This window comes from Micromonospora sp. NPDC049089, assembly GCF_040648775.1.
In the GTDB taxonomy this organism is placed as follows: Bacteria; Actinomycetota; Actinomycetes; order Mycobacteriales; family Micromonosporaceae; genus Micromonospora.
The window spans coordinates 1-23,477 of sequence record NZ_JBEZEH010000015.1; the positions used below are offsets into that span (position 1 = coordinate 1).

Annotated in this window: 25 protein-coding genes; 9 read left to right on the forward strand and 16 right to left on the reverse strand. The window is 72.0% G+C overall.

Translation table 11 applies throughout. The features are described 5' to 3' along the window. Window positions 1-85 precede the first annotated feature (85 nt). The 4 genes from AB0B48_RS04875 to AB0B48_RS04890 are packed head-to-tail and all read right to left on the reverse strand — an operon-like array spanning window position 86 to window position 4,862. Window positions 86-976, reverse strand: a complete 891-nt coding sequence (locus AB0B48_RS04875; RefSeq protein WP_357195982.1) for a cytochrome c biogenesis CcdA family protein — start codon at window positions 974-976, stop codon at window positions 86-88. Then, window positions 973-1,728: a thioredoxin-like domain-containing protein gene (locus AB0B48_RS04880; RefSeq protein ID WP_357195984.1), complete on the reverse strand. Its 756-nt coding sequence runs from the start codon at window positions 1,726-1,728 to the stop codon at window positions 973-975. Before AB0B48_RS04880 ends, AB0B48_RS04875 begins: the two co-directional genes overlap by 4 nt. A gap of 51 nt (window positions 1,729-1,779) precedes the next feature. Next, complete coding sequence (locus AB0B48_RS04885; protein WP_357195986.1) at window positions 1,780-3,243, reverse strand: NADH-ubiquinone oxidoreductase-F iron-sulfur binding region domain-containing protein; 1,464 nt, start codon at window positions 3,241-3,243, stop codon at window positions 1,780-1,782. Beyond that, window positions 3,243-4,862 (reverse strand): ferric reductase-like transmembrane domain-containing protein, encoded by a 1,620-nt coding sequence (locus AB0B48_RS04890; protein WP_357195988.1) that lies wholly within the window; start codon window positions 4,860-4,862, stop codon window positions 3,243-3,245. Before AB0B48_RS04890 ends, AB0B48_RS04885 begins: the two co-directional genes overlap by 1 nt. A gap of 279 nt (window positions 4,863-5,141) precedes the next feature. Between AB0B48_RS04890 and AB0B48_RS04895 the strand changes: the two genes are divergently transcribed. Further along, on the forward strand, window positions 5,142-6,587 hold the full coding sequence (locus AB0B48_RS04895) for an alpha-amylase family glycosyl hydrolase (RefSeq protein WP_357195990.1): 1,446 nt from the start codon (window positions 5,142-5,144) through the stop codon (window positions 6,585-6,587). Between the two features lie 75 nt (window positions 6,588-6,662). Then, window positions 6,663-7,574, forward strand: a complete 912-nt coding sequence (locus AB0B48_RS04900; RefSeq protein WP_357195993.1) for a L,D-transpeptidase — start codon at window positions 6,663-6,665, stop codon at window positions 7,572-7,574. Window positions 7,575-7,590: 16 nt separating this feature from the next. Here the strand turns inward: AB0B48_RS04900 and AB0B48_RS04905 are convergent, their stop codons facing one another. The 4 genes from AB0B48_RS04905 to AB0B48_RS04920 are packed head-to-tail and all read right to left on the reverse strand — an operon-like array spanning window position 7,591 to window position 11,078. Continuing rightward, a complete protein-coding gene (locus tag AB0B48_RS04905) occupies window positions 7,591-8,223 on the reverse strand; it encodes a response regulator transcription factor (RefSeq protein ID WP_357195996.1) in 633 nt (210 codons plus the stop codon). Further along, the gene (locus AB0B48_RS04910) at window positions 8,220-9,350 is read right to left on the reverse strand and encodes a histidine kinase (protein WP_357195999.1); all 1,131 of its coding nucleotides are present in this window, start codon (window positions 9,348-9,350) and stop codon (window positions 8,220-8,222) included. The genes AB0B48_RS04905 and AB0B48_RS04910 overlap by 4 nt, the downstream gene beginning before the upstream one ends. 26 nt (window positions 9,351-9,376) lie before the next feature. Further along, on the reverse strand, window positions 9,377-10,177 hold the full coding sequence (locus tag AB0B48_RS04915) for an ABC transporter permease (protein WP_357196002.1): 801 nt from the start codon (window positions 10,175-10,177) through the stop codon (window positions 9,377-9,379). A 1-nt stretch (window position 10,178) separates the two neighbouring features. After that, the gene (locus tag AB0B48_RS04920; protein ID WP_357196005.1) at window positions 10,179-11,078 is read right to left on the reverse strand and encodes an ABC transporter ATP-binding protein; all 900 of its coding nucleotides are present in this window, start codon (window positions 11,076-11,078) and stop codon (window positions 10,179-10,181) included. A gap of 151 nt (window positions 11,079-11,229) precedes the next feature. Between AB0B48_RS04920 and AB0B48_RS04925 the strand changes: the two genes are divergently transcribed. Both AB0B48_RS04925 and AB0B48_RS04930 read left to right on the forward strand, forming a co-directional pair. Continuing rightward, window positions 11,230-12,084 (forward strand): alpha/beta fold hydrolase, encoded by an 855-nt coding sequence (locus AB0B48_RS04925; protein ID WP_357196008.1) that lies wholly within the window; start codon window positions 11,230-11,232, stop codon window positions 12,082-12,084. 147 nt (window positions 12,085-12,231) lie between these two features. Beyond that, a complete protein-coding gene (locus AB0B48_RS04930; RefSeq protein WP_357196011.1) occupies window positions 12,232-13,377 on the forward strand; it encodes a site-2 protease family protein in 1,146 nt (381 codons plus the stop codon). 118 nt (window positions 13,378-13,495) lie between these two features. Here the strand turns inward: AB0B48_RS04930 and AB0B48_RS04935 are convergent, their stop codons facing one another. From AB0B48_RS04935 to AB0B48_RS04945, 3 genes are all read right to left on the reverse strand, one after another. Further along, window positions 13,496-14,407, reverse strand: a complete 912-nt coding sequence (locus tag AB0B48_RS04935) for an alpha/beta hydrolase (protein ID WP_357196014.1) — start codon at window positions 14,405-14,407, stop codon at window positions 13,496-13,498. Window positions 14,408-14,550: 143 nt separating this feature from the next. Further along, complete coding sequence (locus tag AB0B48_RS04940; RefSeq protein ID WP_357196018.1) at window positions 14,551-15,822, reverse strand: FAD-binding protein; 1,272 nt, start codon at window positions 15,820-15,822, stop codon at window positions 14,551-14,553. Then, entirely contained in the window at window positions 15,819-16,502 is a 684-nt protein-coding gene (locus AB0B48_RS04945) for a hypothetical protein (protein WP_357196021.1), read from the reverse strand. The genes AB0B48_RS04940 and AB0B48_RS04945 overlap by 4 nt, the downstream gene beginning before the upstream one ends. 189 nt (window positions 16,503-16,691) lie before the next feature. Here AB0B48_RS04945 and AB0B48_RS04950 point away from each other — a divergent pair, with 189 nt between their 5' ends. Further along, the gene (locus AB0B48_RS04950) at window positions 16,692-17,114 is read left to right on the forward strand and encodes a hypothetical protein (protein WP_357196024.1); all 423 of its coding nucleotides are present in this window, start codon (window positions 16,692-16,694) and stop codon (window positions 17,112-17,114) included. Window positions 17,115-17,147: 33 nt separating this feature from the next. Here the strand turns inward: AB0B48_RS04950 and AB0B48_RS04955 are convergent, their stop codons facing one another. Next, window positions 17,148-18,077, reverse strand: coding sequence for an LLM class F420-dependent oxidoreductase (locus AB0B48_RS04955; protein WP_357196027.1), 930 nt, complete (start codon window positions 18,075-18,077; stop codon window positions 17,148-17,150). A 98-nt stretch (window positions 18,078-18,175) separates the two neighbouring features. Here AB0B48_RS04955 and AB0B48_RS04960 point away from each other — a divergent pair, with 98 nt between their 5' ends. Further along, a complete protein-coding gene (locus tag AB0B48_RS04960) occupies window positions 18,176-18,487 on the forward strand; it encodes a metalloregulator ArsR/SmtB family transcription factor (protein ID WP_355009751.1) in 312 nt (103 codons plus the stop codon). Further along, window positions 18,488-19,018, forward strand: coding sequence for an SRPBCC family protein (locus tag AB0B48_RS04965; RefSeq protein ID WP_355580151.1), 531 nt, complete (start codon window positions 18,488-18,490; stop codon window positions 19,016-19,018). Between the two features lie 47 nt (window positions 19,019-19,065). Here the strand turns inward: AB0B48_RS04965 and AB0B48_RS04970 are convergent, their stop codons facing one another. From AB0B48_RS04970 to AB0B48_RS04985, 4 genes are all read right to left on the reverse strand, one after another. After that, window positions 19,066-20,103 carry a hypothetical protein gene (locus AB0B48_RS04970; protein WP_357196031.1) on the reverse strand — a complete coding sequence of 346 codons (1,038 nt, stop codon included), beginning with the start codon at window positions 20,101-20,103 and terminating at the stop codon, window positions 19,066-19,068. Beyond that, window positions 20,103-20,372 (reverse strand): hypothetical protein, encoded by a 270-nt coding sequence (locus tag AB0B48_RS04975; protein ID WP_124859437.1) that lies wholly within the window; start codon window positions 20,370-20,372, stop codon window positions 20,103-20,105. The genes AB0B48_RS04970 and AB0B48_RS04975 overlap by 1 nt, the downstream gene beginning before the upstream one ends. A 454-nt stretch (window positions 20,373-20,826) precedes the next feature. Continuing rightward, complete coding sequence (locus AB0B48_RS04980) at window positions 20,827-21,621, reverse strand: methyltransferase domain-containing protein (RefSeq protein ID WP_357196034.1); 795 nt, start codon at window positions 21,619-21,621, stop codon at window positions 20,827-20,829. A 41-nt stretch (window positions 21,622-21,662) separates the two neighbouring features. After that, window positions 21,663-22,217 (reverse strand): Uma2 family endonuclease, encoded by a 555-nt coding sequence (locus AB0B48_RS04985; RefSeq protein ID WP_357196037.1) that lies wholly within the window; start codon window positions 22,215-22,217, stop codon window positions 21,663-21,665. A gap of 171 nt (window positions 22,218-22,388) precedes the next feature. On the opposite strand from AB0B48_RS04985, the gene AB0B48_RS04990 reads away from it, so the two are divergent. After that, on the forward strand, window positions 22,389-22,991 hold the full coding sequence (locus AB0B48_RS04990; protein ID WP_357196129.1) for a TetR/AcrR family transcriptional regulator: 603 nt from the start codon (window positions 22,389-22,391) through the stop codon (window positions 22,989-22,991). Window positions 22,992-23,001: 10 nt separating this feature from the next. Then, entirely contained in the window at window positions 23,002-23,475 is a 474-nt protein-coding gene (locus AB0B48_RS04995) for a GNAT family N-acetyltransferase (protein WP_357196040.1), read from the forward strand. Window positions 23,476-23,477: the final 2 nt, after the last annotated feature.

Sequence of the window (23,477 nt, forward strand, 5' to 3'; positions counted from 1 at the left end):
GGACGCACCGGCCCCGCCGCCGTCCATCCAGGCCACAGGTGTAACGCCAAGGTCAACCACCGCGCCCTCATGGTTGATCATGAAGTTATTGCCCGTCGCCCCGGCGTGTCGCGGCGATAACTTCATGATCAACGGAGGCTGGGGTCGGGCGGTGGGCGCGCCTGAGCAGGAGCGCGGCCAGGAGGAGCGTGGCCAGGGCGGCCAGCAGCACCGCCGGGCCGATCCGGTCCAGGGCGTCGGCCAGGGCTCGCTGGGCCTGGGCGGCCACCCGGATGACCGGGTCGTGCAGGGCGTCGCGGCGGCCGGCAGCGAGCCGTAGCTCGTACCAGCCGTACCAGGCGACGTAGCAGCCGGCGACCAGCAGCACCAGTCCACTGAGGCGGGGCACCAGCGCGCCGGCGACCCGCAGCCGGGCCACCAGGCCGTCGCGCACCAGCGCCACCCCGAGCGCGGCGACCGCGACCACCAGACCCATCCCGAGGGCGTACGCGCCGAACAGCGCCAACCCCTGACCGGTCGAGCCGGCCTGGAGGCTGGTCACCACGATGGCCAGGAACGGCGCGATGGCGCAGCCGAGTGACGCCAACGCGTACGCAGCACCGAACAGCACCATCGACGGCCAGGAGCGGGTCAGCCGAGGTGCCCGGGCCGACCAGCCGGGGGCGGGCAGCCGCCGACCGGCGAGCAACCAGCAGCCGGCCACCACCAGCAGCACGCCGAGCGCCACTGTCAGCCACGGCAGCCGGGGTCGCAGCCAGCCTGCCAGCGGCGCCAGCGCCAGGCCGAACGCGCCGAACACCAGCACGTACCCCACTGTCAGCCCGGTCGCCGCGGTGAGCGCGCGGCCGACCGCGCCGCGGGTGTCCGACTTCCCGGCGACCAACAGCGAGAGGTACGCGGGCAGCAACGCGAAGCCGCACGGGTTGACAGCGCCGAGCATGCCGGCGGTCAGCGCGAGCAGCAGTGTGGCGGTCACGCCCCGGCCAGTGCGGCGACCTTGGCGGTGAGCGCCTCACCGTCCAGGAAGCCGTGGTGCACGACTGCGCCGTTCCGGTCGATGATCACGAAGATGCTCTGCTCGGTCACCTTGAACCGCTTCCAGAGCACGCCCTTGGTGTCCTCGATCTGCGTCGTCGCGCCGAGGTCGAACTCGGTGACGAACTCTTTCATGGCCTTCCGCTCGCCCAGCCCGGCGACGCCGACGATCGGCACGGTGTCCCGGTATCGGGGTTCGATCTCGGCCACCGTCCAGGCCTGGCTGGCGCAGGTGGCGCACCACGGCGCCCAGAACCACAGCACCACCGGTTTGCCGGCGAGCCGTGCCGCGTCGAACGCCGCCCCACCGAGCGTGGTTCCGGTGAAGCGCAGCACGTCCGGGACCTGCGCCGGAGCGGCCGGCGGCCCGCCGGTCGGCGTGGACGCTGCCCCGGTCGGTGCGGATGGCGCCCCGGTCGTGGTGGACGGGGCATCGGTCGAGGCCGGGGCCGATCCGGCGGCGGCGGGCCCACCCGGCGCGGTGCCGGTGCAGGCGGCGACACCCGACAGTGCCACCACGAGCGCCCCGGCGGCAGCGGCCCGGCGTACCTGCCCGGCCGCGGTCCCGCGGCGTGACTGCCCGGCCGCGGTCCCGCGGCGTGACTGCCCGGCCGCGGTCCCGCGGCGTACCTGCCCGGCCGCGGTCCCGCGGCGCAACCGCCCGGCCCCTGTCCACGCCATGCTGATCCGCATCCGCTTCTCCGTTCCGGTCCGGAAGGGACCCCTGGTGGGCCTGACGCTTCGCTATTCGGCCTTGGCGAGTCGGAGAGCCAACTCCGGGCAGACCTTGACCGCCTTCAGCGCGCCCTCGCGCAGCCAGGTCGGCACGGGTGTGGCCGGGAAGGCCGGATATCCGTTCGCGTCGAGCCGGATGAAGTCCGGTACGACGTGCGCGCAGAGGCCGTGCCCGTCGCAGCGGGACCAGTCCAGGGTGAGCTTCTGCGGATTCGCGTCGGGTGCGCCCGGCAGCCCCATCATGCCCTTGACCCGCCGGCCGCAGCCGTCGCCGGTGCTGTGCAGCCGTAGGTCCTCGACGAAGACCTCGATCGCGGAGAGCGCGAACCGGGCGGTGCCGTCGGGGTGACTGCACGCGCCCCGGCCCTTCACCTCGCCGGCGGCGGCGCGCACGACGTCCGCCGGTTGGCTGCCGGCCACGGCCAGGTCCACCGCGCGGGCCAGGTCCGGCAGGCCCATCTTGCACGGCCCGCACTGGCCGGCGGACTCGCCGGCCAGGTAGCGCACCACCTGGGCGGCTTCACCGAGCGGGCAGGTGTCGACGCCGAGCGGGACGATGATGCCCGCGCCGAGGGTGCCGCCGACAGCGGCCAGGCCCTTGCGGGAGACCTCGGCCTTCTCCGCCGCCTCCGCGGTGATCCACTTGCCGTGGTAGCCGCCCATGAGGATGCCCTGGACGTCCGGCACCTCGCACAGGTCGAGGACGTCGCGCAGCGGCATGCCGGCGGTGCACTCCACCACGGCAGGTCGGCCCGCCGCGCCGGTCACCGTGAGCAGCACGGTGCCCGGCTCGTCGTCGGTGCCGAGCGCCGCGTACTCGTACGGGCCCAGTCGGGCACCGATGGCGAGCTGGGCAAACGTCTCGGCGTTGGACAGCAGGGTGGGCAGGCCGCTGACCCCGGAGTCGCTGGAGCGTTTCTTGGTGCCCGGCGGGATGTGCGGCAGCCCGTTGATGCCGTTGACGAGTGCGCCGCCCTCGCCGGAGATGAACCGGTGCGGCACTGTGACGATCGTCGTCTGCACCGGCATCCGGCGCTCGTCGAGCGCGTCCATCAGTGAGTCCCGGCCGACCCCGTCGTCCGCCACGCCGATCACGATCTCGTCGGCGTCCAGCGCGTACGCGGCCAGCGCGGCCCCGTCCAGGATCAGGTGCGGGGCGCGGGTCAGCAGCACCTTGTCCTTCCAGCTGGCCGGCTCCCCCTCGGTGGCGTTGACGACCACCACGGCGGCCAGGTCCTGCCGCTCGCAGGACTCCAGCACCGCGCGCATCTTGCGGGCGAACGGGAAGCCCGCCCCGCCCTTGCCCTTGAGCTGCATGCCCTCGGCGAGCTGGAGCAGCTGCGCGGGCTCCATGGGGCCGATCGGTCCGTGCACCTCCTCGTGCGCGCGCAGGTCGAGTCGGCCGTACTCGGCGAAGCCGGCGGTGAGCCGGGGCTCACCCACGCAGGCGACGGGTGGCACGGCGGTCCGCATCACTTCGCCTCACCCCGCAGCCCGGCCCAGTACGCCCCGTCCACCGCGTCTGCGCTGGCCTTGCGGCGCTTGGACTTGCCCTCGCCGGCTGCCCGCTTGGCGCGGCGGGACGCCAGGTCGACAAGGGTCGGGGTGTCGTCGACGGGCGGCGCCACCTCGTCCGGCACGTACCGGGCCGGCGGACGCCAGTAGTCCGGCTCCTCGGGCAGGTCGTCATCGGCGCTGTGCCGGCCGCTGCCGCTGCGCGGCGCCGACGAGATCGGGCTGCTGGAGACCGGGCCGGCGGAGATCGGCTCGTCGGGCTGCCACCGGCGCGGGCTGTCCCAGGGCTCCTCGGGCTCGTCGAGGGCCGGCAGCGGCGGCGCCGAGTAACGACTGCCGTCGTCCTCGCTGCGGGACCGGCGACGGGACCGCTCGGCGGCCGGCTCCTCGACGCGACGCCGTCCGGTCGGCACGGCCTCGTCTCGGGTACGCGAGGCGCGCCGCCGGGTCACCGGCTCGACCTCCTCCTCGTCCCGTCGACGGGTGTCGGTCTCGTCCACGCTGCGGCGGGCCGACCGGCGGGTCGTCGACTCCTCCTCGGCACGTCGGCCGCGTGAGGACCGCTCGGTGTCGCGGCGGGCGGCCGGCTCCTCCTCCCGCCGACGGCGGCTCGGCCGGGCCGGCTCGACGAGGGAACCGGGCTCGGGCACCACCGGGACGGTGAACCGTTCCGGGTCGCGCCGCGTGGCCGGCGCGGCCCAGGTGGCGGTGGTGGTGTCCGCCCAGGCGGGACGCTTCTCGGCGGCCTTCGGGCGCCGACCCAACCCGGCCAGCAGCGACCTGGCGGTCTTCGCCTCCTCGGCCCGGCCGACCATCACCGCGTTGCGCACCGCTGCCTGGTGCTGCTCGCGGCTGCGCCGACCGATGCTGACCGAGAACCGGACCAGCAGGGCCAGCACCACCAGCAGAATGCAGCCCAGGTAGCTGAACATCACCCAGGGCGCTGCGGCCCGACCGGCGTTGAGGCCGTGGAAGACAGCGAACGGCCAGGCCAGGTACGCGGTGGAGTGCAGCGTGCGCCACAGCCACTTCGGACCGACGCCGGCGAAGCGGGCGCGGATGATGCCGGTCCAGATCACGCTGACCATCAGCAGCGCCGCCACAGTGCCGAGCCCGATGTAGAGCCCACGGCCGCCGACGAACGGAACCAGCGCGTCGGTCGCCGCCGCCCGCCCGGTGGCGACCTTGGTGAGGACGTGGAAGCCGAGCCCGGCCACGCCCAGCACGCCGGTGGCCCGGTGTGCCGACTGCATCAGCACCCGGTGCGGGATGCGCAGCACCAGCCGGTCGGTGGCGAGCAGACCGAGCATCACTGTGAGGCTCAACGCCACCAGGGAGATGACCCCGGCGAAGAACTCGGTGAAGAAGAAGCCGTACGCGTACGCCGTCTGACCGACGCCGGTCAGCATGATCGCCGCCCAGAGCGCGGCGAGCACCGACGCGATCAGCAGGGCGCTCGCCGACCGTGACGGGGCGCGCACCCCCCGACTGCTGGCGCTGGTCCGGACCGTCGCCGCCTTCTTGTCCTGCTCTGCCCGGGCCATCTGCTCCTCGATCGTCTCGCGGCGGCGCACCACCGGCCGACCCCTGCTCCCCCATCCAGTACGGACCGGCGGGGCGTGCGGATCACCTGCGGAAGGAAATTTCTGGGCCGACATCGAACCGAGGGGCGCGGCCGTGCGTTCCACCCGCTCCCACCCGCCGATCAGGACAGTGACGAATGCCCATGCATTGACAGTCTCCGCAACACGCTTGTAACCTTTCAGCAATTTTCAGTCAGGCTTGCAATATCCCGGCAAGCCGGCACTCCCCCACCGCACCACCTCCCCCGCTCCCGCTCCCGTCAGGAGTCCCCCATGCACCGACGTCGACGTGGTTCGGCGCTCCTCGCCCTCGGACTGATCGCCAGCCTGCTCGTCCCCACCGCCGTGACGGCACCCCCGGCCGTCGCCGCCCCGTCCGGCGGCAAGAAGGTCATCGTCCAGCTCTTCGAGTGGAACTGGCCCTCGGTGGCCAGCGAGTGCCAGAGCACCCTCGGCCCCAAGGGCTACGGCTACGTGCAGGTCTCGCCTCCGCAGGAGCACGTGCGGGGCAACCAGTGGTGGCTGGCGTACCAGCCGGTCAGCTATCGGATCGAGTCCCGCAAGGGCACCCGGGCCCAGTTCCAGTCGATGGTGAACACCTGCCACGCGGCCGGGGTCAAGGTGATCGTCGACGCGGTGATCAACCACATGTCCGGTCAGGACAACGGCGGCACCGGTTGGGCCGGCTCGACCTACTCGCACTACGACTACCCGGGCATCTACCAGACCCAGGACTTCCACCACTGCGGGCGCAACGGCGGCGACGACATCGCCAACTACAACGACAGGTACGAGGTGCAGAACTGTGAACTGGTCAACCTCTCGGACCTGAAGACCGAGTCGGACTACGTCCGCACGAAGATCGCCTCGTACCTGAACGACCTGCTCTCGCTCGGCGTCGACGGCTTCCGGATGGACGCCAGCAAGCACATGCCGGCCGCCGACATCGCCGCCATCAGGGGCAAGCTGTCCCGCTCCGCGTACATCGTGCAGGAGGTCATCTACGGTGCCGGCGAGCCGGTCCAGCCGACCGAGTACACCGGCAACGGCGACGTGCACGAGTTCCGCTACGGCAAGGACCTGGCCCGGGTGTTCCGCTCCGAGCGGTTGGCGTACCTGCGCAACTTCGGCGAGGGCTGGGGGCACCTGCCCACCGGCCCGGCCTCGGTGTTCGTCGACAACCACGACACCCAGCGCGACTCCGGTGGGGTGCTGACCTACCGCGACCGGGGCATCTACGCGCTGGCGAACGCCTTCATGCTGGCCTGGCCGTACGGCTCTCCGACCGTCATGTCCAGCTACACCTTCAGCAACCGGGACGCCGGCCCACCGTCGGACGGCGCCAACAAGACGCTCAACGCCACCTGTTACTCCGGCTGGGAGTGCGAACACCGCTGGCCGGTGATCGCCAACATGGTCGGCTTCCGCAACGCCACCGAGGGTGCCGGCGTGGCCAACTGGTACGACAACGGCAACAACCACATCGCGTTCAGTCGCAGCGGCAAGGGCTTCCTCACCGTCAACGACGAGGACGCGGCGGTGAACGGCCGCTCCTACTACACGGGGTTGCCCGCCGGTCGGTACTGCGACGTCATCCACGGCACCTACGCGGGTGGGACGTGCAGTGGTCCGGTGATCACGGTGGACGGTAACGGCTGGTTCGCGGCGAACGTGCCGGCGCACGACGCGGTGGCCATCCACATCGGCGCGCGGGTCTGACGCGATCGGGGCCTCCGGACGGCGGGTCTCGCCGAACCGGGGGCCCCGAAGCATCCGCCACCATAGAGTGGTTTCGTGCCGTTTGACCGAAAGACTCCGTCCCGCCGTCGCGGCGTCTGGGTGGCCGCCGCGATCGGCGTACCCGCGCTGCTGGTGACCGCGCTGCTGGTCGGCCAGGCCCTCACCCCGAGCTCGACGGCCCCCGACGACCGCGACGTGGTGGCAGCCGACCCCACTCCGAGCAGTGTGGAGCAGAGCCCGGAGGAGTCGATCCCCCCGGCCGCGCCCGCCCCGGACGGGCTGCCGGTTGTCGACTACGACCCCGCACCCGGCGGGTTCCCCGCCGATCCGTTCACCATGGACGTCACACCGCTGGCCGACGGCGCGCACCCGACCAGACGGATCGCCGCGTACGACGCGCCCGGCGGTCGGCCTCGCGCCTTCCTCGAACCGACCATCCGCGGCGTCGAGCTGACCATGCCGATCGCCCAGCGGCGCGCCGGCTGGACGGCGGTCCTGCTGCCCTCGGCCAACCGCCGGCTCGCCTGGCTGCCGCCCGGCGGGTTCGAGACGGTGCCGCTGCGCGACCAGATCGTGGTGGAACGCAAGGTCCACCGGCTCACCTGGTACCGGGCCGGCAAGGCGGTGCGCTCCTGGGAGGTCAGCCTCGGCCAGTCGGGCCAGGAGACCCCACTGGGGCGGACCTTCATCCTGGGCCGCACCCCACCGCCGGAGGAGGTCTACGGCGGGGTGGACATCTACGCCCTCGGTTCGGTGCCCGACGACCCCGAGTCGGTGCCGTCCGGGCTGCAAGGCGCGCACATCGGGGTGCACACCTGGCACAACGACGACGAGCTGGGCGAGAACACCACCAACGGCTGCATCCGGCTGACCCGCAGCGGTCAACGGGAACTGCTCGCCGAGGTCCGCCCCGGCAGCAGCGTCGTCGTCGTCGACCAACTGGCCGCCCCACCGCCGACCGCCTGAGCACCGGCTCGCACTGTCACTCGCCGAGCAGCCAGCCGTTCTGCTCGGCGACCCGGATCGCGTCGGCCCGGTTGCGGGCACCGGTCTTGCCGATCGCCGCCGACAGGTGGTTGCGTACCGTCCCCTCGGACAGGTGCAACGCCCTGGCCAGGTCGGCGACGCTGCCACCGCCCCGGGCGGTCCGCAGCACCTCGGTCTCCCGCTCGGTCAGCGGGCTGAGCCCGGCGGCCAGCGTCTCCGCGGCCAACGTCGGGTCGACCACCCGCAGCCCGGCGTGCACCCGGCGGACCGCGTCGGCGAGCTGCCGGGCCGGCGTGTCCTTGACCACGAAACCGCTCGCACCGGCCTCCATGGCCCGCCGCAGGTAGCCGGGTCGACCGAAGGTGGTCACCACCAGCACCCGGCAGGTCGGCAGCGCGGCCCGCAACGCCGCGGTGGCGGCGATCCCGTCCAGGCCGGGCATCTCCACGTCCAGGAGAGCCACGTCCGGAGCGCTGCGTCGGGCCTCGGGCACCACCTCGTCGCCCCGGCCGACCTCGGCGACCACCGTCAGGTCCTCCTCCAACGAGAGCAGGGCTGCCAGTGCACCCCGGACCAGCGCCTGGTCGTCGGCGAGCAACAGCCGGATCGGCGTGGAGCCGCCGCTCACCGGGCCTCCGCCGGCGCGTGCACCCGCAGCAGAAAACCGTCGCCCGTCGGCCGCCGGCCGACGGTCACCACAGCGTCCAGCCGCCGCGCCCGCTCCCGCAGGCCCACCAGCCCGTGCCCGCTCGGGTCGGGAGTGGACGGCCCGCCACCGTCGTCACTGATCTCGACCCGATCCGGGTGCACCCGAATGACGCAGCACCGCGCCCCGCTGTGCCGGACCACGTTCGTCACCCCTTCCCGTACCGCCCAGCCGAACAACCGGTCCCACTCCTGCGGCAGCTCGGGCACCTCGGCCGACACGTCCGCCGCGATGCCCGCCGAGGCCAGCGCGGAGCGGGCGCCGGCAAGCTCCGCGGCGAGGCTGACCTCGCGGTACGCCCCGACCGTCTGTCGTACGTCGGTTAGCGCGGCCCGGGCCAGCGCCTCCACCTCGGCGATCTCGGTGGCGGCCCGGTCCCGGTCGACCTCGATCAGACGGCCGGCCAACTCGGCCTTGATCGCCACCACGGTCAACGAGTGCCCGAGGATGTCGTGGAGGTCACGGGCGGCACGGGACCGCTCCTCGGCGACCGCGAGCCGACCGATCTCCTGTTGGGCGGCGCGGAGTTCGCTGTTGCGCTGCGCCAACTGGGACACACCGAACATGGCGAACGAGGCGAGCAGCACCGCGAAGACGATGCCGTTCTCCGCCTCCCACCCCGGCACCAGCCGGGACGCCAACACCGGGGTCACCGCACAGAGCACGACGACGGCCAACGCCTCCCGCAGCGGCAGCAGGAAGACCGCCGCCGCGGCCACGTAGACCAGGGTGGCCAGCCAGTCCCCTCCGGTGCCCGGGAGACTGGCCAGGCCCACCGCCAGCAGCAGCGCCAGCCCGGCCCGAGCCCGGCCGGCCGGGATGGGCGACATCGACTGGCGCAGCTTGCGCGCCCACTGGAACAGCAACACGTAACCGATGCCGAAGACGACAAGGGCCACCACACCGAGGAGCCGCCGCCACAGCTCCGGCTGGTGCAGGGCGGTGGCGAGCGGCACGTTGAGGAAGAACAGCCAGACGGCGGCCAGCAGCCAGCCGGTGACCCGCCAGTGGCGGCTCACCGGCTGCGGCTGCCCGGCCGGGAGGTCCATCGGGTTCACGCTAGCGGCCCGGTCGCTCAGACCCGCGCGGTGTCCCGGCGGAACAACCGGGCCGCGCCGACGCCGAACAGCAGCGCCCAGACGACGAGGTTCGCCACCGCCGCCATGCTCACCCCGTCGCCGGTCAACGGGGCACGGGCCAGCACGCCCATGCCGTACACCGGGGTGAACTTCGCGACCTGCTGGAGCACGTCCGGCAACACCTCGACCGGGACGAACAGTCCGCCGAACATGGCCAGCACCGCCAGCACGGGGCCGATGATCTGCATGACGTTCTCGGCCGGCGCCAGGTAGCCGATGAAGAGACCGAACGCGGCGAAGACCAGCGAGCCGATCCAGGCGGCGAGCCCGGACAGCAGCCAGACGTACGCCGGGACGCGAACGCCGGCCACGGCACCCACCAGGAACTCGACGACCACCGCGAGCAGACCGAGGCTCATCGCGGTGATCAGCTTGGTCGCCACGTACGCCGCCGGGCGCAGCGGGGTGAGCCGCAGTTGTCGGCTCCAGCCCAGGGCCCGTTCGGTGGCCACCGCGCCACCGACACTGGTGGTGGCCACCATCGCCGCGTAGACGGCCAGGCTGATCATGACGTACGCCGTCACCGGCCGACCGTTGTCCAGTGACTGCCCGCCCTGCGGCAGGCCGAAGATGAGAAAGAAGACGCCGGGCATGATCAGCGTGAAGGCGAGGGTGCGGCGGTTGCGCAGCACCCGGCGCAGCTCGATGCCCAGGGCGCCGGGAGCGAACCCGCCCAGCGCGGGCAGCCGACGGTCCGGCTCGGTGACAGCGGCGCGGGTGGGGGTGGAGGTGGTCATCTCAGGCTCCGGTCTGCGCTGTGGTCAGGGCGAGGAAGGCGTCCTCGAGGTTGCGGGAGATGATCTCGACGTCCCGGGCGGCGGTCCGGGTCAGCAGGTGCCGGGCGACGGCATCCGAGTCGCCGGTCCGTACCAGCACGCTGTCGCCGCGCACCTCGACGGCGTCCACGCCGGGCAGCGCGGCGAGCGCGGCCTGGTCGGCACCGGGCAGGGTGGCCCGCACGGTACGGCCGGCGGCCAGGTTCTTGATCTCCGCGGTGGTGCCGTCGGCGACGATGCGTCCTTGCCGGACCAGCACGATCCGGTCGGCGTACGCGTCCGCCTCGTCGAGGTAGTGGGTGGCGAAGATGACTGTCCGTCCGCGCCGGGCGTCACGGCGCAGGGCCTGCCAGAAGTCGCGCCGACCCTCGACGTCCATGCCGGTGGTCGGCTCGTCGAGCACCATCAGGTCCGGGTCGGGCAGCAGGGCCAGCGCGAAGCGCAACCGTTGCTGCTGACCACCCGAGCAGCGCCCGACCACCCGGTCGGCGATGTCGGTGATACCGGCCCGCTCCAGCACCTCCGCCGCCGGGCGGGTGTGCCGGTAGAAGTGCGCGGTCATCCGCACCGTCTCGCCCACGGTGAGGTCCTTGAGCAGCCCACCGGTCTGGAGTACGGCGGCGACGCGACCTCGGGCCACCGCGTCGTCAGGGGTGCCACCGAGGACACGGACGGTGCCAGTGTCCGGGCGGGACAGCCCGAGCAGCATGTCGATGGTGGTGGTCTTGCCCGCGCCGTTCGGGCCGAGGAACGCCACCACCTCGCCGGGCTGCACCCGAAGGCTCAACCCGTCGACAGCGGTGACCGCGCCGAAGCTCTTGGTGAGGCTGTCCAACTCGACAGCCGGATGCGTACTGGTCATGCCAGTCATGCTCCGGCGGCGCGTACCCCGATGCCCGGAGCGGTCGTCACGCTCCGACCGTGACATTTGTCAGGGGCCTGTTCCCCCGGAGGGTTTCCCCGCCCGGCAGCGGGTAACCGCCGGGCCGAAGCCGCGACACCGGGAGGACGCGATGGGTGCCACGCCGCAGGGTCAGGTCGACACGATCGTGCTGATCCACGGGCTCTGGATGACGCCGCGCAGCTGGGAGGGGTGGGCCCAGCGGTACACCGAACGCGGCATGCACGTCATCGCCCCAGCCTGGCCCGGCATGGACCGGTCCGTGGAGCAGTTGCGCGACGACCCCGGCCCCATCGCCGAGCAGAGCATGGCCACCATCGTCGCGCACTACGACAAGATCATCCGGGCACTGCCCCGACCGCCGATCATCATGGGGCACTCGTTCGGCGGCCTGTTCGCCCAGGTCCTCGCCGACCGGGGTCTCGGCGCGGCAGTGGTGGGGGTGCACCCCGCGGCGATCAAGGGGGTGCTCAAGGTGCCGCTGAGTCAGCTGCGCTCGGGCTTCCCGATCCTGCGCAGCCCCGCCAACCGCAGCAAGGCCGTCCCGTTCACCCAGGACGACTTCGCCTACACCTTCGGCAACACGATGAGCCGCGAGGAGTCCGACCGGGCCTGGCAGCGCTACGCCGTCCCCGGCGCCGGCCGGGTCTTCTTCGAGGGCGCCTTCGCCAACGTCGACCCGCGCTCACCCGCCCGGGTCGACGTCGGGCGCACCGACCGGGCACCGCTGCTGCTGATGGCCGGCGAGGCCGACCATGTGGTGCCGGCGTCGGTGGTCCGCGCCAACGCCGGGCTCTACCAGAAGTCCCGGGCCCTCACCGCGTACGAGCAGTTCCCCGGCCGATCGCACTTCACCGTCGGACAACCCGGCTGGGAGCCGATCGCCGACTACGCGCTGGACTGGGCGCTGCGCGCGGCGGCCCTGCCCCGCGAGGCGACAATCGCCAGCGAAACCCCCCGCCGCTGACCCGGCTGGTCGCCCTGCCCGATTGCCATGATCAGGTGATGAGAAACAGCTCTGGAATGTCTCTGACAGCTGTTTCTCATCACCTGATCACGCAAGACCACGCTGGCGGTGCGGCATGTCGGCGTCCTGGCGGGGTACCTCTGTGCAATGAGGGCCAGTTTCCGGCTTGGCCGGGTCGCGGGAGTGCCGGTCGGTGTCAACTGGAGCGTGCTGGTCATCTTCGCGCTGATCGCGTGGGGGTTGGCCGCGAACCAGTTCCCCCGTTCGTACCCGGACCGCTCGCCCGTGGCGTACACCCTCGCCGGCCTGGCCGCGGCGGTGGTCTTCTTCCTCGGCCTGCTCGCCCACGAGGTGTCGCACGCGGTGGTGGCCAAACGCAACGGGCTGGAGGTCGACGGCATCACGCTGTGGCTGTTCGGTGGCGTGGCCGAGTTGCGGGGCGAGCCGCGTGACCCGGGCGCGGAGTTGCGCATCGCAGGCGTCGGCCCGCTGGTCAGCCTGCTGATCGGGGCGTTCTTCGGTGCCATCGCGGCGTTGCTCGCGCTGGCCGGGCAGGGCGGGCTGCTGTTCGGGGCGGTGGCCTGGCTGGCGGGGATCAACGTGTTGCTGGCCGTCTTCAACGTGCTGCCGGCCGCGCCCCTGGACGGTGGCCGGTTGTTGCGCGCCGCGGTCTGGAAGGCCACCGGCGACCGGACCCGGGCGTCAGTGGTCGCCGCTCGGGCCGGCTGGGTGCTGGGTGTGCTGCTGATCGGCCTGGGGTTGTGGCAGTTCCTGTCCGGTGTCGGTTTCGGTGGGCTCTGGTTGGCGCTGATCGGCTGGTTCCTGATCGGAGCAGCCGGCATGGAGGAGCGGCAGGCCCGCACCGGCACCGCGCTGCGCGGGATCCGGGTGGGCGACGTGATGACCCCGCAGCCGCAGACGGCCTCGGCGCAGATGACTGTCGCGGACTTCGTCGACCACTACCTGTTCGCGTACCGGCATTCGGCGCTGCCGCTGACCGAGGACGGCCGGCCGACCGGGCTGGTCACCGTCGATCGGGTGCGGGGCGTGCCGCCGGAGCGGCGGGCGTCGACCACGCTGGCCGAGGTGGCCTGCCGGGCCGAGGATCTGGTGCTGGCCCAGCCCGGGGAACAGCTCAACGACCTGCTCCCCCGGCTCTCCGAGTGCGCCGACGGCCGCGCCCTGGTGGTGACCGAAGACGGCCACCTGACCGGCATCGTCTCCCCCAGCGACATCAGCCGCGCCGTCCAACGCAGCACCCTCCGCACCCCCACCCCCTCCCCACCCCGTTGATCATGAAGTTATTGCGCCGACACGCCGTGCCGAGTGGCAATAACTTCATGATCAACCGAGGCGGAGGGCTGAGGCGGGGGCAGGGGCGGGGCGGGGGCGGGGGGCAGGGATTGCGGGGTCAGGAGTGGGGGCAGGTGTCTCGGTACTCCTGGATGGTTGCTGAGGCTGGGGGTGCGGGGCAGAGGAACTGGTCGTAGCGGGTGTCGTCGTCCACGAAGCGCTTCAGCCAGGAGATGCTGTACTTGGCGACCGTCACGTTCGTCGAGGTGGGCGCGGAGTGGCTGGCGTTGTTGAGTTCCAGGTACGCCTTGTCCAGCGTGGACGGCAGGCTGGTGTAGAAGGGCTCCGAGTGCGACGAGACCGGCGCCACCGAGTCGTTCTCCGCGCCGACGACCAGCGTCGGCACTCGTACGCCGGACCAGTTCTTGACGGTGTGCCAGCCGGTCAGCGGGATCGCGGCCTGCAACTGCGGTCGTGAGTTCGCCGCCGAGAGGCTGCCGCCGCCGCCCATCGAGTGCCCCATCACGGCGAGCCGGTTGCGGTCGATCCGGGTACGCACGCCGCTGGTGTTGGTGAGGTAGTCCAGGGCTGCGAGCAGTTGCGTGCCCCGGCTGGCCGGCTGGTCGTAGCGGGACAACGTGTCGATCGTGATCACCACGAAGCCCTGCGAGGCGAGGCGCGGTCCCAGCCAGGCCACGCTGGACTGGGTGGCGGTGTAGCCGGGTGAGATCGCCACCGCGCCGAAGGTGCCCTCGGCGGTGCTGGTCGGGTAGTAGATCGTCCCGCCCCGGAAACCGCTGACGCTGGAGGCCGCGACGGTGCTCTGGGCGATGGCGAACGCGCCTCGACTGGCCTCGATGCTGGCCACGGTGGGGGCCGGGCCGCGCTCGTAGGGGCTGGCGGCGCCGTGGGCGGCCGGCGCCGCTGCGCCCAGTCCGGCGCCGAGCACGGCCAGGGCGAGCGCCCAGCGCAGACCGCGGCGGGGGCGAGGGACGACTGGTTCGGTGATGATGGCGGGTACGGGCTGCATGTCTCGCTCCGAGGGATGGAGCCGACGGTCCCGGGACGGGGACCGGACGATGAGACTCATCGACAGACGTCAGTGTCCGCTCAGGGTCTCGCACCCCACCAATCCCAGCCGCCCCATGCCGCCGCGCTATGACACGCGCCGCGTCACCGGGGGAAGTAGCGGTCCATGGCCTCGGTGCGGAACGTGCCCTTCGGGTCCAGGTCGGCCAGGAGCGCGGCGAAGTCGTCGTAGCGCGGGTAGCGGGCGGACAGCTCGGCCGGGTCGGTGACGAAGACCTTGCCCCAGTGCGGGCGGGGCGCGAAGGGCGCCAGCCGCTCCTCCACGGCGGCCACCACGGGCAGCACCGCCGCGGTGTCGTCGACCCAGGTGAAGTGCAGCACGAAGCTGTCGCGCCGGTAGTTCGGGCTGAGCCACAAATCGTCGGCCGCCACCGTCCGCAGCTCGGACACCAGCAGTACCGGGGCGATCAGGTCTGCCACGTCGTCCAGGGCGGCGAGCGCGTCTGCCGCCGCCGTACGCGCGACGTGATACTCGGACTGCAGCTCGTCGCCGCTGCTCGGGGTGAAGCCGAGCTTGAAGTGCGGCAGCCGTTCGTGCCACGGGCCCGGCTCGCCGAGCTGCGGGGTGCAGTTCTCCGCCGGCATCCCGAGCACCGGGTGCCGAGGCTGGTCGGCAGCCGTGGTGCCCAGCCAGTCCGCCGGGGGTGACGGCTCGTCGGCCACCTGCTTGCGCCACACCTCGCGCAGCCGGGGGGTACGGAAGTCGGTGAAGACACTCACGCTGTACGCCGAGCCGAGCGCCTCGTCCAACGCCGTCCGGTCCAGGTCGAGGCGTACGTACTGGCGCAGCGCGAAGGTCGGCACGACGTCCAGCGTGACGCGGGTGACCAGGCCGAGCGCGCCGAGCCCGACCACCATGCCGGCGAACGTGTCGGTGTCGCGGTCGACCCGCAGCAGGTCGCCGTCGGCGGTGACCAGTTCGAGGCCGGCGACCGCGCTGGCCAGGTTGCCGTGGGTCTGACCGGAGCCGTGGGTGGCGGTGGCCACTGCGCCGGCCACCGAGATGTGCGGCAGCGAGGCGAGGTTTTCCAGCGCGTACCCCTGGGTGTGCAGCTGTCGGGCGACGTCGCCGTAGCGCATCGCGCCGCTCACCGTGACCTGCCCGCACTCGTGGTCCACCTCGACGACCGGGGGCAGCCCGGCGAGGCTGACCAGGTCACCGTCGGTGTCGCCGAGACGGTTGAAGGAGTGCCCGCTGCCCACCGCCCGGATCCGGCTGCTGCCGGCGACGAGCCGGCGCAGCTCGTCGACGGAGGTGGGGCGGTGGGACGCCTTCGCGGCGTACCGCACGTTGCCGGCCCAGTTGCGGCGCGGAACGTCAGTGGTCGACGCGGTGTGCGGTCCCTGCGCGGTCATGTGGCGGTCTCCCGATCGGTGCTCTGCTGGTCGGCCAACGCGGCGACGAGGGCACCCAGAACGGTATCCGTCTCGGACGTGTTGTAGCCACGCTGGGCGATCGGCAGACCAGCCTTGGTGGCGCGTTCGATCTCCCCGCGGGCCGCCTGCCGGGCTGACGTGTCCCCGGACATCAGCGCGTCCTGGCCGCGTCGGATCAACCGGTCGACCCGGTCCATCTGGTAGCCACGCAGACCGATCATGAGCTCCGGTGCCTCGAAGGCGGCGCGGCGCACCGCGAGCAGGTCGACGAACCGGTCGCCGGCATAGCGGATCAACGCGGCCGACACCTGCTCGGGCTGCTCACGGACCTGGTCGAGGACGAGCAACTCGATGGCCGGGCGACCGTCGGACGGATGGCGCGCCGTCACCAGCTCACGGGGCACACCCTGCACAGGAACCAGCAACAGTCGCGGCGGGCTCGCGTAGCCGTCGCGTCGGGGCGGCTCGTCGAGGACCAGCGTGTCGACCTCGTCCCACCGAATCTCCCGGCGCAGGCCGGGACGCCGGATGCTGAGCCCATCCGAGTGGATCCCGAACCGGAACGGCCGCATCGCGCTGACCAGCGCCACCGCGCCGAGCGCGATCGCCCCCACCGCGATGATCGTCCGTAGCAGGGCGCCGTCGCTGGGATAGACCAACAGAAGCACTCCACCGAGTACGCACACCGAGGCGAGCGCACGGGCCCCCCGATTCCGGCGCAGTTCCACGCTCGGACCCCCGTTTCATGACCGTGGCGTCGGTCCCGACATCTTCCGCCAGACCGGGCACCAGGGACACCGGTCGATCGGGCACGGTTGTTCTCGTCGTCGTCGGGGAACCCTACGCCCATGAGCAGCTACCGTGATCCGGCCGCACGAGGCGACGTCTTCCCCTCCGAGGAGGAGCTGGACCCGACCGGCTTCGAGGTCGAGCAGGCCAGCGCGCCGCCGGCCGGCGGGGCTTCGAGCCATCCGTCGCCGACGCCCGGTCCTCGGCCCACACCTGCGCCCGCGCCCGCCCCGACTCCGGTGCCGGCACCCGGCCCGCCACCGCGCGCTCCTGGCGCGCAGTCGATCGTGACGCGTCACCTGGACGGCTCGGTGGAGGTGGTCACCGACCTCGACGGTGACGGCGTCGCCGACGTCGTCCAGATCGACGTGGACGGTGACGGGATCCCGGACATCACCTACGTGGACAGTGACCGTGACGGGCGGCTGGACACCGTGCTGGGTGACCCGAGCGCGGTCGGGACAAACTTCCACCGGGCCTGACCGGCGGCGTCGCCCCACGGCCACCCGGCCGACTCAGAGCTTCGCCATCACCTCGCCGGCGACCAGCTCCAGGTGCTCCAGGTCGCCGAGGTCCAGCACCTGGAGGTAGAGCCGCTCGCTGCCGATCTCCGCGTACCGGCCGATGGTGTCCAGCACCTCGGCGGGCGTGCCGGCCAGACCGTTGGCCCGCAGCTCGTCCGGATCGCGACCGATGGCGGCAGCGCGGCGGGCCACCTCGGCATCGTCGCGCCCGCAGCAGAGCACCAGGGCGTTGGACCAGACCATCTCGGCCGGGTCCCGGCCGATCTCGACGCAGGCCGCGCGTACCCGGTCGAACTGCGCCGCGGTGTCCGGCACCGAGGCGAACGGCAGGTTGAACTCGTCCGCGTAGCGGGCGGCCAGCCGAGGGGTGCGCTTCGGGCCCGTACCGCCGAGCAGGATCGGAGGACGGGGCTGCTGCACGGGCTTTGGCAGGGCCGGCGAGTTCCGGACCGGGTAGTACCGGCCGTCGTGGTCGAACCGCTCCCCCGGCGGCGTGGCCCAGAGCCCGGTGATGACGGCGAGCTGCTCCTCCAGCCGGTCGAACCGCTCGCCGAGCGGCGGGAACGCGATGCCGTACGCGCTGTGCTCCTCGGCGTACCAGCCGGTGCCGATGCCCAGCTCCACCCGGCCGCCGCTCATCTGGTCGACCTGCGCCACAGTGATCGCCAGCGGGCCGGGCAGCCGGAAGGTGGCGGCGGTCATGAGCGTGCCGAGGCGGATGCGACTGGTCTCCCGGGCCAGGCCGGCGAGCGTGGTCCACGCGTCGGTGGGGCCGGGCTCGCCGCTCACGTCACCCATCTTCAGGTAGTGGTCGGACCGGAAGAACGCCCCGTAGCCGGCGTCCTCGGCGCACCGGGCGACGGCGAGCAACTGGTCGTAGCTGGCACCCTGCTGGGGCTCGGTGAAGATCCGAAGTTCCATGATCCGAGCATAGGGAGCCGATCGGCAGTGGCGCGTCGGGACGGCGACCGTGGTCATATGCTTTGACAGTCATATGACGGAGGAGGCATATTGGGAAGGTGTCCACCGACGCCTTCACCGTCCTCGCCGAGCCCACCCGGCGCCGGATCCTCGATCAGCTCCGCGACGCCGAACGCAGCGTCGGCGAGCTGGTCGACGGGCTCGGGGTCAGCCAGCCAGCCGTCTCCAAACACCTGCGGGTGCTTCGCGACGCCGGCTTCGTCACCTGCCGGACGGCCGCCCGACAGCGGATCTACCGCCTCGACCCCGGCCCGCTGCGGGTCGTCGACGGCTGGCTCGACCCGTACCGGCGGCTCTGGGCCCGACACCTGGACGCCCTGGAACGGCACCTCGACAGTCAGGAGCAGTGAATGGACCGTGACGCGTTCCGCCCGAGCCCACCCGCCGACGTGCGCGCCGAGCGAAACGACGCTCGCGCGACCCTCGTCTTCGTCCGCGACCTGCGGCATCCGCCAGCCACCGTCTGGGCGGCACTGACCGACCCGGCCCAGCTCGCGCAGTGGGCGCCGTTCCTCGCCGACCGCGATCTCGGCAACGCCGGCGCCGCCGTGCTCACCCTCGTCGACGGCGAGACCACCCAGGAGGACCCGGCGACGGTACGCCGGGCCGAGCCGCCGCACCTGCTGGAGTACACCTGGGGCGACGACCTGCTGCGCTGGGAGCTGAGCCCGCTGGGCAGCGGCACCCGGCTCACCCTGCGGCACACCGTCGCCGACCGGGGCATGCTGCCGATGGTCGCGGCCGGCTGGCACCTCTGCCTCGACGTGGCCGACCGGTTGCTCGACGGCGACCCGGTCGGCCCGATCCGCGGCGCGGAGGCCAAGGACTTCGGCTGGCCCGAGCTGCGCGACGCGTACGCCGAACGGCTCGGTGAGGGCTGACCGGTGCAGTTCCGGCGGCCCCGGAGCCCGGAGCCGCCGGAACCCGGTCAGACGTACGGCCGCTTGGCGTACGCCTCGCGCAGCGCGGTCAACCCGGCCGCCTTCGGCACCAGGGTGCCCCAGCCGGAGTTGAAGTAGTTGGTGCGCACGATCCGTGGCCCGCGCTCGGCGTTGAGCTGGGCGATCGCGGGCGGGACGGTGGCGATCCAGGCGGCCTGGTTCGGAATCTCGGCGACCCTGACGCCCCACTCCGCGATGATCACGGGTCGGGACAGCGCCACCGGGCCGAGATCCGCCACCGCCCAGTCCTTGGTACGCCGAAACCGGGCCAGCGCGGTGTGGCTGGCGTTGGTGCCGTACACGTTCCACTGGAGGTAGTCGAGGCGGGACATCAGCGACTCCGGGTGGGTGCGCTGGAAGCATTCCCGGTCGAAGCCGCCCAACCCCACCGAGAAGGTCGTCCCGGTGGGCAGGGTCCGCGCCTTGAACCACGTCAGGATGTAGTTCATCGCCTGCACCGCGCGAGCGTCCGACTCGGCCCAGGTGTACGCCTTCCCGTCCTCGGTGGTGCCGAACTCGTGATCGGTGTCCAGTTCCGAGGCGAGCTGGATGTTCACCCCGAAACCGAGCGCCCGGTACTGCGACAGGGCGCGGGCGAACAACCCGTCGCACTGCCCCTTGATCACCTGGTTGTACCCGTACGCCCTCGGCCAGGTGGTGCCGGGGCGCTGCTGGATGGTCATCGACGGGGCCGGCACCGTGTAGCTGACGCCGTCCACAGTGATGCTCTGCGGCCCGTAGTTCGGGGCGCCGTAACTCTTCAACTCCAGGACCATGTTCATCTGCACACCGGCCTTACCCAGGTTGACCAGCCAGGGCCGGTTGTAGCCGGGGAAGATGAAACCGTCGGCGAAGCTGCGGTACTGGGTGAGCGACCGGAAGTTGCCGCCGGCCATGTCGGCCGTCGGGTCGGCGCCTCCGGAGAGGTAGTAGCCGCCGAGCACGGGTTGGCTCAGGCCGTAGTCGGCGGCCGCCGTCGCGGTGTTGCCGGCGGCGTCGCGGACCTGGACGGTGACCCTGGGCATCACGCCACCGACCGATACACGGCCACGGAGCCGTTGTCGGAGACCCGGGTCCAGGTACGTCCGGAGTTGTCGGTGACGGTGACTGTGAGCGGGTCGATGACCGCCGTGACCTTGACCGGCGCGCTGCTGTTGCCCTGCGCGTCGGTGACCACGATGGTGACGGTCAGCGGTTTGGTGTCGGCGTCCGAGTAGGTGACGGTCAGCAGCATCTGGTCACCCGGCGCGAAGACGGATGCGTTCAGGGCTGCGGTTGCAGTGGGAGCGGCCATGTCGGGCCCTTTCTTGCTCGGTCGCCGGGCCTCGGCGCGCGGTCGAGCGACGCCGGACCCCGGCGGGGTCCACAGTGCGAAAGGCCGGCGGGGCACGGGGACGGCGGGCACGACCGGCGGACGGCGCTGCCTGACTGCCGATGGTGCTGACGTCCTTGTCCCGATGGGCGGAGGCACCGCTGCGGGCGCCCGCAGGGGTGTCGGTGACAGCCACGGCCTGTCGTACGCGCGATCGGCACGGCAGCTGTGCCGTGACCGCCACGGCTTCGAGGCCGGGCTGGGTGAGGGCGGCACCGGTGCGGACGATGTTGTCCCCACCGGGCCGGAGGATCGGGATGTGGCCCGCCACCCGTCTACCTCCACCTGCCCCAAGGGTGCCCTACCAGGGGATTTACCGTCTTGTCCGAATTGCGACAAGAGCCCGGAAGGCTCGGGAAGGGCTTGGCGCGACGGGTTACTCGGGCGGCGTGCCCCGCACGGCCCAGGCCCGCGCGGTGAGCCGGATCGACCCGTCCGGCTCGATCGGAAGCCGGGTCGCCAGCAACTCCCGCAGCGCGGCCCGGTCGGATTCGGCCAACGTCGCGACGTACCCCGGGGCGGACCCCTGACCGCCGAGGAACGGTGCCCAGTAGTCGGCGAAGTTGGTAAAGGTCGTCGGTACGTCGACCGGCCAGACCGACACGTCCCGCAACCCGGCCCGCTCCCACAGCGTGCGGAGCGCGTCGGGCTGGCACACGGTGGTGCGGTTCCCCTCGTCCCGCTTCGCCGAGGCCGGGTCGAGCTGTGCGGCGGCGGCCCAGAAGTGCCGCATCATCGCCATCTGATCGGCGTAGTCCCAGACGTAGGCGGCCACCACCCCGGCCGGCCGGACCACCCGGGTGAACTCCGCCACCGCCCGCGCGGGCTCCGGCACGAAATTGAGCGTCAATCCGCTGACGACCACGTCCGCGACGCGATCGGGCAGCGGCAGCGCTTGGGCGTCACCAACATGGAAGGCCGCTCGGGGGTCGGTGACCTGGGTACGCGCGACAGCGACGAAGCCCTCCGACGGGTCGATGCCGGTTATCTCGGCGGGGTCGTTGTGGGTGAGGATCGTCGAGGTCAACGCTCCGGTGCCGCTGCCCACGTCGAGCCAGTGCCGCCCCGGCGCAACGGCCAACCCGCGCAGGAATTCCACAGCGACCAGGCGGCTCCACCGACCCACGTACGCCTCGTACGCGTCACCGTTCGCCCACACCGGCTGCACCATCCCGAAAAGATACGACAGGTCAGGGCCGTCGATGCTGGCGTTCAGTCGAGGTGGTCGGCGGGGGCGGTCTGGAGCAGCCAGGCCAGTGGCATCCGTGCCCGCGTCTCGTAGCTGCCGTCCCTGCTCAGCCGGTGGAGGGTGACCGTCTGCGCGCCGTCCCGATCGACGACCCAGTACTGCGGGATCCCCGCCGACGCGTACTCGCGGACCTTGGTCACGGAGTCCATCGCCTCCGAGCCCGGCGAGACGATCTCCACGACGAGTACGACGTCGGCGACCGCGGCCCAGACGCTGCGGGACGGCGGCTTACGCCAGACACTCACGTCGGGGATGCGGCCACCGTCACCGTCCGGTCCGGAGATGCGCACACCGACCGCCTGAAGCACGTGCTCGGCAGGCCACCCGGCCACGATCAGCCAGGCGAAGAGGCGGCTGGCGATCATGGCGTGTTCCGAATCGGGCGGCGGCATGACCGACAGGACCCCCTCGGGGCTGGTCTCATAGCGGTGACCGTTCGGATCGGCGGCGTTCATCGCCGCCACGTCTGCGAGCGTCACAACGGCGGGCATGTGCATGCCGACAGCCTCAGCGCTCATGGGTCTCATCCTAGGTGACCAGCGGTGCCGAGCACCGCACCCGAAGGCGCGGTGTCCGCGGCGGTGGCGACTGGTCCACCCGATCTGGCATCCTGGTCAAGTGGAACCTCGTTCCGCTAACAATGACACGGGACACTGTTCCGTTTGCCGAGTGACGGAGGTAACGGCGCGTTGGTCGACATCGACGGCGAACCAGGGAGGCCGACCCCGCGGAAGCGGGCCGACGCCCGGCGCAACGAGGCGACACTGCTGGCCGCCGCCGCCTCGGCCTTCGTCACCTCGGGCGTGGACGTGCCCGTACGGGACATCGCCACCCGGGCCGGCGTCGGTGTGGGCACCATCTACCGCCACTTTCCGACCCGCGCCGACCTCATCGTCGCCGTCTACCGACACCAGGTCGAGGCGTGCGCGGAGGCCGGGCCGACGCTGTTGGCGGAGAGCGACACACCGCACGCCGCCCTCGCCCAATGGATCAATATCTTCGTCGACTTCCTGGTCACCAAGCACGGCCTCGCCGAGGCGCTACAGTCCGACAACGCGGCCTTCGAGGCGCTGCACGCCTACTTCCTGGACCGGCTCCTGCCGGTGTGCGCCCAACTGCTCGACGCCGCTGCCGCGGCTGGCGAGATCCGCCCCGACGTGAGGGCCTTTGAGCTGCTGCGCGGTGTCGGCAATCTCTGCATCGGCGCCGGCGAACCTCGCTATGACGCGCGTCGCATGGTCGAACTCCTCGTCGCGGGGCTGCGCCAACACGAGGTCACCGGGCCGCGATAGCTTATTGATCATGGCGGACTGGGAGCTTCGGCCGGCCTCGGCGGCGGACGTCGAGGCGGTGGCCGAGTTGCGGGCGGTGGTACTGCGGGCCGATCTGGAACGGCTCGGGCGGTACGACGAACAGCGGGTGCGGCAGCGCCTGCGGGACGGTTTCGCACCGGCGTACACCTGGGTCGTCGAGGTGGACGGCGCGTTCGCCGGCTGCGTGGCGCTGCGGCCCGCCGCGGACGCCCACTGGCTGGAGCACTTCTACCTGGCTCCGCGGCTACAGGGCAGTGGCATCGGCACGGCAGTTCTGCGCGAGTTGCTGCGTCGGTGCGACAGCGCCGGCACGCCGGTCCGGCTGAACGTGCTGCGGGGCAGCCCGGCCCGCAGCCTGTACGAGCGGCACGGCTTCACCCTCGACACCGAGGATGCGGTGGACGTGTTCATGGTTCGCGCCCCCAAGGCGATCGCCGCCCAGACTCCAACAGTGTCAATGTAACG

Coding starts and splice junctions, on each gene's coding strand:
- AB0B48_RS04965 (WP_355580151.1), top strand. CDS start 18,488: ATGGACCGTGACGCGTTCCGCCCGAGCCCACCCGCCGACGTGCGCGCC.
- AB0B48_RS04940 (WP_357196018.1), bottom strand. CDS start 15,822: ATGACCGCGCAGGGACCGCACACCGCGTCGACCACTGACGTTCCGCGC.
- AB0B48_RS04920 (WP_357196005.1), bottom strand. CDS start 11,078: ATGACCAGTACGCATCCGGCTGTCGAGTTGGACAGCCTCACCAAGAGC.
- AB0B48_RS04980 (WP_357196034.1), bottom strand. CDS start 21,621: ATGGTGCAGCCGGTGTGGGCGAACGGTGACGCGTACGAGGCGTACGTG.
- AB0B48_RS04985 (WP_357196037.1), bottom strand. CDS start 22,217: ATGAGCGCTGAGGCTGTCGGCATGCACATGCCCGCCGTTGTGACGCTC.
- AB0B48_RS04995 (WP_357196040.1), top strand. CDS start 23,002: ATGGCGGACTGGGAGCTTCGGCCGGCCTCGGCGGCGGACGTCGAGGCG.
- AB0B48_RS04915 (WP_357196002.1), bottom strand. CDS start 10,177: ATGACCACCTCCACCCCCACCCGCGCCGCTGTCACCGAGCCGGACCGT.
- AB0B48_RS04950 (WP_357196024.1), top strand. CDS start 16,692: ATGAGCAGCTACCGTGATCCGGCCGCACGAGGCGACGTCTTCCCCTCC.
- AB0B48_RS04955 (WP_357196027.1), bottom strand. CDS start 18,077: ATGGAACTTCGGATCTTCACCGAGCCCCAGCAGGGTGCCAGCTACGAC.
- AB0B48_RS04970 (WP_357196031.1), bottom strand. CDS start 20,103: ATGCCCAGGGTCACCGTCCAGGTCCGCGACGCCGCCGGCAACACCGCG.
- AB0B48_RS04885 (WP_357195986.1), bottom strand. CDS start 3,243: ATGCGGACCGCCGTGCCACCCGTCGCCTGCGTGGGTGAGCCCCGGCTC.
- AB0B48_RS04880 (WP_357195984.1), bottom strand. CDS start 1,728: ATGCGGATCAGCATGGCGTGGACAGGGGCCGGGCGGTTGCGCCGCGGG.
- AB0B48_RS04975 (WP_124859437.1), bottom strand. CDS start 20,372: ATGGCCGCTCCCACTGCAACCGCAGCCCTGAACGCATCCGTCTTCGCG.
- AB0B48_RS04930 (WP_357196011.1), top strand. CDS start 12,232: ATGAGGGCCAGTTTCCGGCTTGGCCGGGTCGCGGGAGTGCCGGTCGGT.
- AB0B48_RS04910 (WP_357195999.1), bottom strand. CDS start 9,350: ATGGACCTCCCGGCCGGGCAGCCGCAGCCGGTGAGCCGCCACTGGCGG.
- AB0B48_RS04925 (WP_357196008.1), top strand. CDS start 11,230: ATGGGTGCCACGCCGCAGGGTCAGGTCGACACGATCGTGCTGATCCAC.
- AB0B48_RS04895 (WP_357195990.1), top strand. CDS start 5,142: ATGCACCGACGTCGACGTGGTTCGGCGCTCCTCGCCCTCGGACTGATC.
- AB0B48_RS04935 (WP_357196014.1), bottom strand. CDS start 14,407: ATGCAGCCCGTACCCGCCATCATCACCGAACCAGTCGTCCCTCGCCCC.